We start from the raw sequence: 12,237 nt of genomic DNA, 5'->3' as shown, positions 1-12,237 counted from the left end.
CAAGCTGCCTCCCACACATTGACCTTGTCTGATCGGCATTGCGTTGTGAAAGCGTCAGAGTTCCCGGACGACCCGAAAGCCCAGCCAGTCGCCGCGCACATCGGGCTTGCGGCTGTTGCGGTTGCCGGAGCGGGAGAAGATCGGCGCTTCGGTCCAGTCGTTGCCGCGAATCATCTTCCAGCTGCAATCGCCGGCCAGCCAGGCACTGCCATCGGTAGGCGCGCCGTTGTAGTTGCTGGTTTCGCAATCGGCGGTCCATTCGTAGACATTGCCGTGGGCGTCATAGATGCCGAAGTCATTGGGGCTGTAGCTGCCGGCCGGGGCCGTGACGCTGAAACCATCTTCCGGGCCATAGGTATTGGCATGTTTTGCGATGCTGTATTGCTTGCCTTCATCCATAGGGAAGGGGAACGGCCCGGTGCTGCCGCCACGGGCTGCATACTCGCGCTCGGCCTCGCTGACCAGTCGGTAGGATTTGCCGGTCTTCTTCGAGAGCCAGGCGGCGTAGGCCTTGGCTTCATTCCAGTCCATGCACACCGCAGGCTGGCGGTCGGTCAGTGGATAGCGTGGCTGGCCGGCCTTGCACTCGCGGCCCGGACGGGTATCGCCATCGGGCATCTTGTAGCCGGTGCTTTTGATATAGGCCTTCCACTCGCCGCTCAGGACCTGAAACTGGCTGATGGCGAAGGGCTTGGCGAAGGTCACTTCATGCAGCGGGCCTTCGTCGGGCTGGCGACCGAGTTCGGATTCGGGCGCGCCCATGGTGAAGGTCCCGGCAGGCAGCACGACCATTTCCGGACAGTCCTTGCAGTCCTTGAACACCTTGCCCGGTTCGGGCGTGGCGGCCATGGCGGCTGCGGGCAACAGCGCACCCAGCAGGGCGGTGAGGGACAGGGTGGGCAGCATCTTGTTCATAACGGGCCTCAAGGCAGAAAACTGAAAACGGGGGAATGCGTCATGGACGCTGACCGAGGACGGCCAGGAAGCGGTCTATCTCGGCCTCGTTGTTGAGCAGGCCCGGAGCGGTGCGCACGACGGGGCCGATATCGCGATCCACGGCATCCACCACTATCCGGTTTTTCATCAACCAGGCGGCCACGTCGTCGCTATTGCGGTCCTTGACCCTGAAGAAGCTGAAACCCGACGACAGTTCGGGTGCCATGGGCGTGACCAGCTCGATGCCCGGCTGTTCTTTCAGGCGTTGCTTGATGTAGGTGTTGAGCTGATGAATGCGTGCCTGGACATCGGCTTTGCCCAGTTGCAGGTGCAGTTCAAAGGCTTTGTCTGCTGCCCAGCGGTACTCGAAGGAGTGATAGCCGCCAGGCGTCATGATGGTGCCGAAGTTGATGGCTTCGGAAAAACTCGGGATCAGCGGGGTGACATCCTTCAATTGCTCCGAGCGGGCGCAGATGATGCCGGTGCCTCGTGGGCCGAACATCCATTTGTGGGTCCCGGCGACGAAGAAGTCGCAGTTCATGCTCGGGAAATCCACATCTTCGACGCCGAAGCCGTGAACGCCATCGATCACGTACAGAATGCGATCCTTCTCGTCACGGTTGCGGTTCTGTTCCTGAACCAGCGCGCCGATCTCGCCAACGGGCAGTTTCACGCCGCTGCCCGATTGCACCCAGGTCATGCCCAGTACGCGGGTTTCGGGGCGGATGCTGCGGGCGATATTGCCGATGATCTCGTCGCTCGAAACCGTGGTGGAATCCTTGAACAGGCGGATCTTGCGAACCTGGGTGCCTTCTCTTTTGTGACGTGAGTTCAGGATATTGCGGGTGCAGAAGTGTTCATGCTCGGTGGTGAGGATTTCCTGATCCGGCCGTACATGAATGCCGCCATAGATAATCGCCAGACCTTCCGTCGTGCTGCCAGTCAGGGCGATCTGGCCGGGTTTGGCATTGAAATACTTGCCCGCCCATTCGCGCACCGCGTCTTCGCGGCGGGCGATTTCCTTCAGGTCCCAGTCCATGGCCAGGCCAGGGTTGCGGTCGATATTGGCCCGGTGCTGCTCGATGGCCTCGCGCACCGGTCTTGGGTGCGAGGTGATCAGGAAGTTGGCGAAATGGATGTAATCCGGATCCTGATCGAACAGTCCGCGCAAGGTGTTCCATTTGTCTTTCGGTGCCTGTCCGGTGGTGCTGGCGGCCATGGCCGAAGGTACGAGGCTGGCGCCCATGGGCAGGGCGGCGGCGAGCAGGCCGGCCTGTTTGAGAAAGGTTCTGCGGTCAGTCATGAGCGGCCATACCTGGAATGTCGATGTTCAAGTGCAAGAGGTTCATTGGCTGGCCACCGGTCTTGCCGATTTCTGCACCTGTTCCCAGACCCGCAGGAAGTTGCCGCCCCAGAGCTTGGCAATGTCAGCCTCGGCATAGCCGCGCTCGATCAGTTCGGCAGTCACGTTGCGGATTTCGCTGACATCCTTGAAGCCGTCCACGCCGCCGCCATCGTTGAAGTCGGAGCTGATGCCCACATGATCGATGCCGATCTTCTTCACCGTGTAATCGATGGCATTGACGAAGTCCTTGACGGTGGCCTTGGGCTCCTCTTCGAGGATGGCGTACAGCTTGCTGGCGTAAGCGCCGAAGCGTTGCTCGGGCCAGACAGTAATGATGGCGTCGCCGGGCATCAGGGCCATGGCCAGGTTCGGCAGCGGCGGCAGGTCAAAGTCCTTGCGCAGCTTGTTGAGCTTGTCCTGGGTCTTCTGGGTCAAGGGTTTCAGGTAGGCGGGGAACGCCACGACCTGCACCACGCCGCCGCTCCGTTTGATGATCTGCAGTTCTTCGTCGCTCAGGTTGCGGGGGATGTCCACCAGCGCCCGCGGTGCGGAATGCGAAGCGACGATGGGTGTGCGGCTCAGCTGGCTGACCTGTTCCAGGCCCTTGGTCGACATCTGCGACACGTCGATGATCACGCCCAGATCGTTCAGACGGTGCACAGCCTGCTTGCCGATATCGGACAGGCCGCCCAGCGGGTCCTGGGAATCATTGAAGAACGGCAGGGGCCTTGAGGAGTCGGCCCAACTGTTGTTGCCCACATAACTGAAGCCGAACATGCGCATGCCGCGTGCAGTCCACTGGTCCAGCAGGTTGATGTCGTTGCCCAGTGGATAGGCGTTGAGCATGCTGATGAAAATCGCGAACTTGCCTTCACCGTGCAGGCGGCGCATGTCATCCGGGGTGTAGGCGATGCCTACCTGGTTGGGGAAGTCGCGGACCATGCCGGTGATGATCTTGTAGCGCACTTCCTGTTGATGCCGCGCTTCATCCACAAAGCCCGGTGTCGGACGGTGGGGGGCATTGGGGCCGTTCCAGATTTCCGGCCAGCCGAACACCGTCAGTGCCGCACCCGACAAGCGTCCGCGAGCGGTCTTCACCAGATCGAATTGCCCGGAGCCGTCCTTGTCCGCTTCGTTGCGTTCGCTGCCGAACTTCAGGGGCACAGTGATGTGGCTGTCGAAGGAAATGATCCGTTCCTGCAGCTCTTCGGCCTGTTTCATCACCTTGACCGGGTAACCCGATGGCGACCAGTAATTCCAGGCCAGCCAGCCTGCACCGGCACTGATTGCCAGAGCCAGGGGCAGGCCAATGAAAAGAGCCTTTTTCCAACGCGGTTTTGTCATTGCCATCTCTATTCCGGTTCGCCGTTCAGAAGCAGGCACAAGGGCCTTTGCTATCTGGGGAGAACGAGCGGATGGCGGAAAAATTTAACGCGGATGCCGTTCGCGGTCCTTGCCCTAAATTTCTGCATCGATGTTACGTCCTAGCTGGGATAAACGCCGTTTTGGGGCAACAGGTAGTGCAATGACGATTTCTCGACGAGGGTTTATAGCGGGCCTGGCGCTCACCGGTGCTGCGGTACCGGCTGCTTATTACGCACACCGCGAACTCACGCGCGTCGAAGAGCCCGTTACACCGGGGGAAGCGACTGCCGCTGCGGCCGATACCGCTACCCAGCGGCTGGCCGACAAGCTGCGCGGGATATGGGATATACGTTTCGAGGGGCGTGATGCAGGATTGGCCGGAGCGCCGCTCAAGGGCCTGGAAATGTTCCTGGACATTGCCCCGCGTGGCCGTGGCCTGCGGGGTTATATCGACACCGCTGAGCGTCTGCGTGGCGATGCTGAACCGCGCTTTCGGGTGATCGGCGACCTGCGTTCTGCCGATGCCTCGACGCTGTATTTTCGGGTCATTGACGGCCATCTCGATGACAGCCCGCAAAGCGATGCGCCGGACTATGAATTCAGCATGGTTCTGGATGAAGTCTGGGGCAGCTTCGGTAATGCGGGCAGCGGCACTTTGAGTGGGCGCATCGAGCGTCTGGATCGTCCGCTGGCGTTGCCTGAGCTGGAAAATCGTTTTATTGCCACCAAGCAGGTGTTTCCCGAAGCCCGTGACCGTATCGGGCTGACGCCTCCGTTTCTGGCCTGGCTGGTTTCAAAGGAGCATCGCCTGTTTCACCAGCTCTGGCATGCCAGCCGCGATAAGTGGCATCGCCTGCCCGAAGAAAAACGCAATGCCCTGCGCGGTATCGGCTGGCAGCCAGGCCCGAGAGACAAGGAGCGCGATGCCCGTGGCGAGCGCAAGGACCGTAATGGCTCGGGCATCGACTTTTTCTATATGCATCGGCACATGCTGATCCAGGCCCGGCAGTTTCAGGAGCTGCCTTCCTGGCCGCGCTTCCCTTTGCCGCAGCCGGAGCTTGAGCGGGACCGTCAGGGCTTTGCCCGATACTTCGATAATCACGATGGCTGCGCGTTGCCACCGCCCTGGCAGGCCAATGGTGATGCGGAATATAGCCAGTTGGTCAGCGATATCAAAAGCGACGAGACATTCAGCACGCATTTTCAGGCGTGGGAATCCCAATACAGGGACCCGCGCTTTCTGTCGAAACTGACCCTTGGCCAGTTTGGTTCCCAGGTTGAACTGGAACTGCATGACTGGTTGCACATGCGCTGGGCGTCCGTTGCGAGGGACCCTTCAAATGGCGAGCCGGTGCCCATGGCCCGTGATTCGGCGGATTTCGCGGCGCGCTGGTTCGAGCCGGAAAACGATTTTCTCGCTGACCCGTTTTCTTCCCATGTGCATCCGGTTTTCTGGATGTTCCATGGCTGGATCGATGACCGGATCGACGACTGGTTCCGTGCCCATGAGCGCTTTCATCCGGGAGAAGTGAGCCGTCTTGAGGTCAATGGCGTGCCATGGTTCGCGCCGGGGCGCTGGGTTGAAATCAGCGATCCCTGGCTCGGCCCGCAGACTCATGGATGCAGCACCGCACCGGGCCTGAATGCCGGGACCACCATGGAAATGGACCCGGAGGTCATGAAGCTGGCGCTGCGCATTACTTTTGCTGCCGATGACAAGCTCGGCAACCTCCTGCGCCGCGTGCCGCGTCGGCCCTGGTATGCAAGAAATCTGCTGCCGGACAAGTGGTTTGGCGGGGGGTAATCCGGTTTGAGTGTGACGCCGGTTTTCATGGGGGAGTGAGCTTGCTCGCGACGGTGCCGGAAATACACCGTCGTTCACACTGCCGTCGCGGCCAAGGCATTCCTACAGCGGGTGTGACCAGCCGCCACCCAGGGCCTTGTACAGCGCAATACTCGCCTGCACCCTCGACAGCCGAAGCTGCACGCTCACATCCTGGGCCAGATACAGTGTGCGTTGGGTTTCCAGCACGGTCAGCAAATCCTCCGCGCCGGCCTCGTAACGGCTCTGGGCGATGCGGAATGCGGTCTGGGCCTGTTTGAGTTCTTCGTCGTGCCAGTGCCTTTGCTGGTCGAGGCCGCTGATGCTGTTCAGGGCTTTCTCCACGTCGGCGAAGCTGTTGATGATCGCGCCGCGATAGGTTTCCAGCAGTTCTTCCTGACGGGCCGTGGCCTTGTCGCGCTCTGCACTCAAGCGTCCGTTATTGAAAATCGGTCCGGTCAGGCCGGCAGCCAGACTGCTGAAGGGCGCTCGCAGCCAGTCTTCGGCCCTGACCACTTCCGTGCCTAAAGTAGCGCTCAGGGTCAATTTGGGCAGCAGGGCCGCGCGGGCTACGGTGACATCGGCCTGGGCGGCGACCAGCTCGGCTTCGGCCTTGGCGATGTCAGGGCGACGGGTCAGCAGTTCGCTGGGCAGCCCTGTGCCGATCGGTGGCCAGCTCAGGTTCTCGAAATCCTGATTGCCCAATTGCAGATGTTGCACGGGTTGGCCGAGCAGGGCCGCGAGGGTGATCTGTTGCTCATTGGCCAGTTGCTGAATACGCGGCAGTTCACGTTGTTGAGTCGCAACCAGGTTCTTCTGCTGAGCCAGTTCCAGTGCCGTGGCGGAGCCCGAGTCGTAGCGAGTCTGCACCAGTCTCAGCACGTTGCGGGCATTGGCCAGGTTCAGCTCGGCGATATGGCTCTGCTCTCTGGCTGACAGGGTTTGCGCGTAGCGATCGGCCACGCTGCTGAGCAGGGTCAGTTCCACTGTGGCCCTGTCGAACTCGCTGGCTTTCAAACGGTGTAGCGCACTGTCCCGGGCGGCGGCTACGCCACCCCAGAAATCCACTTCGTAACTGGCGGTCAGGCTGGTGGTAAAGGCGTCGGTATTGTTGTCATCCGAAGGGCTGGCCTTGCGGTCGCTGCTGCGCAGGAATTTGTTACGCTCGCCCCGGATGTCGTAGGTGAGCTCAGGGCGCGTGGGGGCTCCGGCGATGGTCGCCGTTGCCTGAGCCTGACGTACACGGGCCATGGCGGCGGCGACTTCATGGCTGTTGACCCGGGCCTGTTCGATCAGGCGGTTCAGGTCCGGGCTGCCGAATTGTTGCCACCACTGAGCATCAGTGCGCTGCAAGGCGGCGCCTTGGGCGAATTCCCAGCTTGGCGGTGGCTGGATACCGCTGTCGATGGAGGGTGCAGAAGTGTTGCAGGCCGCCAGAAGCAGACAACTGGTCAGCAAGGTGAGGGTTGGCTTCATCGATCGATCATTCGCTGGTGAGGGCTGCAACCGGATCGAGCCGGGCAGCTTTGCGGGCAGGCATAAAACCGAAGATCACGCCGGTCACCAATGCACAGGCAAAGGCGCCGACAACGGCGAACAGCGAAAACGCCACGGCGATCTTGCCGAGCAGCAGCGCTGCGCCCATGCCGAGGGCCAGTACGATGCCCGCCAGCCCGCCGACCACCGAGAGCATCACGGCTTCGGTGAGGAACTGGCGCAGAATGTCGCCCTGGCGCGCGCCGGTGGCCATGCGGATGCCGATTTCCCGAGTGCGTTCCCGTACGGTCATCAGCATGATGTTCATTACGCCGATACCACCCACCAGCAGCGAGATGGCGGCAATCGAGCCGAGCATCAGCGACAGAGTGTTCTGGGTCCGGGCTTCGGCCTGGATCATCGCGGCGTTGTTGGTCAGTTCGTAATCGTTCTTGCCGTTGTGCAGGCGCTGCATCAGGTCATTGATCGAACGTTCGGCTTCCTTGACCTTGCCGGCATCCTTGGTGGCGATGGCGATGTATTCCGGGTTCTGGGTGCCGAACAGCCGGATGCTGGCTGAGGAGTAGGGAATGGCAATGCGGTTGTCGCTGTCCAGGTCGCCGGAACTGGCGCCTTTTTCCTGAAGGACGCCGACCACCTGGAAGGGCACGTTCTCGATCAGGATGTACTGGCCGATGGGGCTCGCCCTATCCTTGAACAGCTTTTGCCGGACCTTATGGCCGATCACTGCCACGGCTGCGGCGTTTCTTTCGTCGGCTTCGGTGAAGTAACTGCCCTCGACCACCGGCCAGTTGAAGATGGCCGGGAAGTGCGTGTCGTTACCGCCCACGTAGCTGGAGTGATCAAGGTTGCCAAAGCGCACGCCTGCCTGTCCGCCATTGACCGGCATGATCATTTTCACTTCGGGCAGTTCGCCCAGTGCGGCGACTTCTTCCAGGGTAATGATGCCTTTGGGAGTGCGCGGGCTGGGGGATTTGCCGTTGAGGTAAATGATGTTGGAGCCAAAGGACGACATCTGCGCCATGACTTGACGCTTGCTGCCTTCGCCCACGGCTAGCATGACCACCACCGAGGCAACGCCGATCACGATGCCCAGCAAGGTCAGTGCGGTACGGAACCGGTTGATCCACATCACCCGCCAGGCAGCTTGAATGGCATCGAGTAATTCACCTTTCCAGGCACCATTGCGGGTACTGCCTTCACTCAGGCGCTGGCGCAGGTCAACGGCTTGCAAGGCGGCCGGATTGGTCGGGGCTTGTACTTGCGGGTTGCCGGATGCCGTGTCGCTGACAATCAGGCCGTCACTGACTTCAATGACGCGCCGGGCGCGTGCAGCGACTTCCCGGTCGTGGGTGATCAGAATCACCACATGCCCCTGACTGGCGAGTTCGTCCAGCAGGGTCATGACCTCTGCGCCGCTGTGGCTGTCCAGTGCGCCGGTAGGTTCGTCGGCGAGGATGATATGCCCGCCATTCATCAATGCGCGGGCAATGGAAACCCGTTGCTGCTGGCCGCCGGAGAGTTGGTGCGGACGGTTTCCGGTGCGCGAGGCCAGCCCCAGTCGGTCGAGCAGGGCGGCGGCGCGGGCATGGCGTTCCGCGGCGGGTGTTCCGGCGTAGATGGCCGGCATCTCGACGTTTTCCTGGGCCGAGCCCGACGCAATCAGGTGATAGCCCTGAAACACGAAGCCAAAGGCTTCACGCCGCAGCCAGGCCAGTTCGTCGCTGTCCAGCCCGGCCACATCTTCTCCGGCGAACAGGTACTGCCCGGCGCTTGGACGGTCGAGGCAGCCGAGGATATTCATCAGGGTCGACTTGCCCGAGCCGGAGGCACCGACAATGGCCACAAACTCGCCGGCATGGATCGACAGATCGATTCCCCGCAGCACGTTGACCCGCGGGCTGTCGCCACCCCCGTAGGATTTGCGGATATCCCGCAGGTCGATCAGTGGCGTCTGCATTCAGCCTCCGCTGCCGAGGGGCGGGCCGATCAACAGCCGATCACCTTCATTCAGCCCTTCGAGAATCTGCACCCGCAAACGGTCGCTGATGCCGGTACGGACTTCGCGGTTCTGTATGTCGCCGCTGGCGGTGAGGACCCGTGCGGTTTGCAGGTCGGCCTGTGGCCCGCTTTTGAGGGCGGCAAGGGGAGCGGTCAGGGTGTTCTGGGCGCTGTTGGCGACAAAGAATATCTGCGCGGTCATTTCCGCCATCAGCGCCTGATCGGCGTTGTCGACATCCAGCAGCACGGTATAGAGCACCACGCGACCGTTGCCGTTCTTGCCCGAACTACTCGGGCTGCCGCCACCCTGATTGGCTTGCTCCAGGGGTTTGGGCGGCACCGGGAGAATCTGCCGGACCGTACTGCTCCAGCGCCGGGTGCCGCCGCTCAAGGTGGTGAAGTAGGCGTTCATGCCGGGTTTGACATGGCCGATATCGGCTTCGGACACCTCGGCCCAGACGGTCATGGGCGAGAGCCGGGCGATGCGCAGGATCAGCGGCGTCTGCTGCTGGGCATTGAGGGTCTGGCCTTCCCGCGCATCCAGCGCGACCACGGTGCCAGACATCGGCGCGTAAATGCGGGTGTAGCCCAGCGCGGCTTCGTCACTGCGCAGGCTGGCCTGGGCCTGGAGAATCTGCGCCTTGAACATGTCGACCCGTGCCTGAGTAGCGCGAAACTCGGATTCGGCGGCCTGCACATCCTCGGCGCGGGTGGCACCACCGGCCGCCAGGCTTCGCTGACGCTGCTGTTTCTGCTGGGCCAACTCGTGCAAGGCACGCTGTTCCTGAAGCTGGGCCTTGAGGTTTTCAATGGCATAGCGGGCCGCATCGAGCCGGGCCTTTTGCGTGGACGGATCGATCTCCACCAGCAACTGGCCTTCCTTGACCTGATCCCCGACCTGCGCGTGGATCTTCATGATCTGGCCGGTGGCCTGAGAACCCACATCGACATAACTGCGCGGTTGCAGAGTGCCCAGCGCCGTCACGCTGCTTTGAATGTCGCTGCGGGTGACGAGCGCGGTGGCAGCATCGTTGTTGCCCGAAGGCATGATTTGCCAGGCGCACACGGCGATGACCGGAAACATGCACAGCGCCAGAAGGACGGCGCGTCCAGGGTGTCGAGAGCGTTTCATGCAGGGTTCCTGCTTGGAGAATTCAGCCCGTCGGCAGGCGACGGCCACGGGAACTGTCCATTAAACGAGGAACGGAGGCAGGAATTTAGCGGCGTATAAGAACGCCTCAAAGGCGGGGATCAGGTTGGTCTGGAACCGGTTGTGAGGCCCATATGCATGAAAACGGGAAGTCAGACTGTGTCTGGCTTCCCTCTTGTCGTCAGCGGTTTACGCGACTGTTACTGCGACATCATGAAATGGATTTTGTAGTTGTAAGGTGCCGACCATTTCTTGGAAACGTATTCATAGCAGGCACCATCCGAGAGTTCTCCATAACCCTTGGCGCTGCTGGTGTATTGCGGGCCAGTTGAGTATTCCTTGTGGCCGGCCTGGAATCGGCAGCCGCCAGTGGATTGGCCGCTCGAATAGTCAGCCTGCACATCGCTGCTGCTGAAGCCTGATGGCGCGATGAAGGTGACGGTTTGGAAAGGTGCCAGCCGGGAAGGAAAGCCGCTGGTCGAAGAAACAAGCGTCAAGGTCTTTGGCGTGTTGTTCTGCATGGTGACTTCAATGACGGCGGCCATCGATGCCAGTGGGCTCAGCGACAGTGCCAGGGCTGCTGCAGTGAAGGGGAGTTTGAAAGATTTGAACTTCATGTAATCTCCGTATTGTCCTGAATGCATTCTGATGCAGGCGATATCGCCTGTGTGTCCATGTGGGCTTTCATCCAGAAAACCACGGATAGATTAGCGGCCCTGCCGGAAATAACTTGAGGTGTTTTTGCAGGTACAAAAAAGGGAAGCCGGACTCTCGCCCGGCTTCCCTTTCATGTTGCAGTGCAGATTTACAGCACTTGCTTGATCGCGTCACAGACCGCGTCGATGTTCTTCTGGTTCAGTGCCGCAACGCAGATACGGCCGGTATCCAGCGCGTAGATACCGAACTCGTTGCGCAGGCGTTGAGCCTGTTCGGCGGTCAGGCCCGAGTAGGAGAACATGCCGCACTGACGGCCGACAAAGCTGAAGTCCTGGCCGGCCGGGTTGTTGGCCAGACGCTCTACCATGGCTTTGCGCATGCCGTGGATGCGCACGCGCATTTCGCCCAGTTCTTCTTCCCACATGGCGCGCAGTGCCGGGTCGTTGAGGACCGCAGCAGAGATGATTGCACCGTGGGTCGGCGGGTTGGAGTAGTTGGTGCGGATCACGCGCTTGACCTGGGACAGGACGCGGGCTGTTTCTTCCCTGGACTCGGTGATGATCGACAGGGCGCCGACACGCTCGCCATATAGAGACAGGGACTTGGAGAACGAGCTGGAGGCAAAGAAAGTCAGGCCCGAATCGGCGAACAGGCGTACTGCCAGTGCGTCTTCGTCGATGCCTTGACCGAAGCCCTGGTAAGCCATGTCCAGGAAGGGGACATGACCTTTGGCCTTGACCACTTCCAGAACCTTTTTCCAGTCTTCCAGGGTCAGGTCGACGCCGGTCGGGTTGTGGCAGCAGGCGTGCAGCACAACGATGGAGCCGTTTGGCAGGTTCTGCAGGTCTTCCAGCATGCCGGCACGGTTCACGTCGTGAGTCGGGGCATCGTAGTAGCGATAGTCCTGAACCGGGAAGCCCGCTGCTTCAAACAGGGCGCGGTGGTTTTCCCAGCTTGGGTCGCTGATGGCAACCACGGCATTTGGCAGCAGGCGCTTGAGGAAGTCTGCACCGATTTTCAGAGCGCCAGTACCACCGACGGACTGGGTGGTCAGCACGCGGCCCGAGGCGATCAGCGGCGAGTCGGCACCCAGCAGCAGTTTCTGCACGGCCAGGTCGTAGGCCGAGATGCCGTCGATTGGCAGGTAGCCGCGAGGTGCGTGTTGCGCCACGCGAATCTTCTCGGCTTCGGCCACTGCGCGCAGCAATGGAATGCGCCCGTCTTCGTCACAGTAGACACCCACCCCAAGGTTGACCTTGTTGGTGCGGGTGTCGGCGTTGAATGCTTCGTTGATACCCAGGATCGGATCGCGGGGCGCCATTTCGACAGCGGAGAACAGGCTCATTGTTTGCGGCAGCTCTGAATGAAGAGTGAAGGGGAGTGCAGTGCAGGCTCCAACACAATGCGCCAGAGCGGTGCACAAACGGGGAGTCAGTATAAAGAGCATCAAGCTGGGGAGCGACA

At 61.1% G+C, this 12,237-nt stretch carries 9 protein-coding genes; 1 reads left to right on the top strand and 8 read right to left on the bottom strand.

Translation table 11 applies throughout. The annotated features are described in order from the left end of the window. Window positions 1-54: 54 nt before the first annotated feature. Genes pvdO through pvdM form a run of 3 tightly spaced genes read right to left on the bottom strand, consistent with a single transcriptional unit; the run spans window position 55 to window position 3,625 of the window. Window positions 55-915, bottom strand: a complete 861-nt coding sequence (gene pvdO, locus KGD89_RS15490) for a dihydropyoverdine dehydrogenase (protein ID WP_025260676.1) — start codon at window positions 913-915, stop codon at window positions 55-57. A 40-nt stretch (window positions 916-955) separates the two neighbouring features. Continuing rightward, on the bottom strand, window positions 956-2,239 hold the full coding sequence (pvdN, locus tag KGD89_RS15485; RefSeq protein ID WP_025260675.1) for a pyoverdine-tailoring periplasmic protein PvdN: 1,284 nt from the start codon (window positions 2,237-2,239) through the stop codon (window positions 956-958). 42 nt (window positions 2,240-2,281) lie between these two features. Continuing rightward, the gene (pvdM, locus tag KGD89_RS15480; protein ID WP_025260674.1) at window positions 2,282-3,625 is read right to left on the bottom strand and encodes a pyoverdine-tailoring dipeptidase-like protein PvdM; all 1,344 of its coding nucleotides are present in this window, start codon (window positions 3,623-3,625) and stop codon (window positions 2,282-2,284) included. A gap of 181 nt (window positions 3,626-3,806) precedes the next feature. Here pvdM and pvdP point away from each other — a divergent pair, with 181 nt between their 5' ends. Further along, window positions 3,807-5,450: a pyoverdine maturation tyrosinase PvdP gene (pvdP, locus tag KGD89_RS15475; RefSeq protein WP_025260673.1), complete on the top strand. Its 1,644-nt coding sequence runs from the start codon at window positions 3,807-3,809 to the stop codon at window positions 5,448-5,450. A 102-nt stretch (window positions 5,451-5,552) separates the two neighbouring features. Here the strand turns inward: pvdP and KGD89_RS15470 are convergent, their stop codons facing one another. The 5 genes from KGD89_RS15470 to KGD89_RS15450 form a co-directional block, all read right to left on the bottom strand. Further along, complete coding sequence (locus KGD89_RS15470) at window positions 5,553-6,944, bottom strand: efflux transporter outer membrane subunit (protein ID WP_025260672.1); 1,392 nt, start codon at window positions 6,942-6,944, stop codon at window positions 5,553-5,555. A gap of 7 nt (window positions 6,945-6,951) precedes the next feature. Next, entirely contained in the window at window positions 6,952-8,925 is a 1,974-nt protein-coding gene (locus tag KGD89_RS15465) for a MacB family efflux pump subunit (protein ID WP_025260671.1), read from the bottom strand. After that, window positions 8,926-10,098, bottom strand: a complete 1,173-nt coding sequence (locus KGD89_RS15460) for an efflux RND transporter periplasmic adaptor subunit (protein ID WP_025260670.1) — start codon at window positions 10,096-10,098, stop codon at window positions 8,926-8,928. A 218-nt stretch (window positions 10,099-10,316) separates the two neighbouring features. Then, on the bottom strand, window positions 10,317-10,733 hold the full coding sequence (locus KGD89_RS15455) for a hypothetical protein (RefSeq protein ID WP_025260669.1): 417 nt from the start codon (window positions 10,731-10,733) through the stop codon (window positions 10,317-10,319). Window positions 10,734-10,921: 188 nt separating this feature from the next. Continuing rightward, window positions 10,922-12,118 (bottom strand): amino acid aminotransferase, encoded by a 1,197-nt coding sequence (locus KGD89_RS15450; RefSeq protein WP_025260668.1) that lies wholly within the window; start codon window positions 12,116-12,118, stop codon window positions 10,922-10,924. Window positions 12,119-12,237: the final 119 nt, after the last annotated feature.

The sequence above is a fragment of the Pseudomonas cichorii genome, from assembly GCF_018343775.1.
Lineage (GTDB): Bacteria > Pseudomonadota > Gammaproteobacteria > Pseudomonadales > Pseudomonadaceae > Aquipseudomonas > Aquipseudomonas cichorii.
This window is presented reverse-complemented; position numbering and strand designations above follow the sequence as displayed.

Coding starts and splice junctions, on each gene's coding strand:
- pvdO (WP_025260676.1), bottom strand. CDS start 915: ATGAACAAGATGCTGCCCACCCTGTCCCTCACCGCCCTGCTGGGTGCG.
- pvdN (WP_025260675.1), bottom strand. CDS start 2,239: ATGACTGACCGCAGAACCTTTCTCAAACAGGCCGGCCTGCTCGCCGCC.
- pvdM (WP_025260674.1), bottom strand. CDS start 3,625: ATGACAAAACCGCGTTGGAAAAAGGCTCTTTTCATTGGCCTGCCCCTG.
- pvdP (WP_025260673.1), top strand. CDS start 3,807: ATGACGATTTCTCGACGAGGGTTTATAGCGGGCCTGGCGCTCACCGGT.
- KGD89_RS15470 (WP_025260672.1), bottom strand. CDS start 6,944: ATGAAGCCAACCCTCACCTTGCTGACCAGTTGTCTGCTTCTGGCGGCC.
- KGD89_RS15465 (WP_025260671.1), bottom strand. CDS start 8,925: ATGCAGACGCCACTGATCGACCTGCGGGATATCCGCAAATCCTACGGG.
- KGD89_RS15460 (WP_025260670.1), bottom strand. CDS start 10,098: ATGAAACGCTCTCGACACCCTGGACGCGCCGTCCTTCTGGCGCTGTGC.
- KGD89_RS15455 (WP_025260669.1), bottom strand. CDS start 10,733: ATGAAGTTCAAATCTTTCAAACTCCCCTTCACTGCAGCAGCCCTGGCA.
- KGD89_RS15450 (WP_025260668.1), bottom strand. CDS start 12,118: ATGAGCCTGTTCTCCGCTGTCGAAATGGCGCCCCGCGATCCGATCCTG.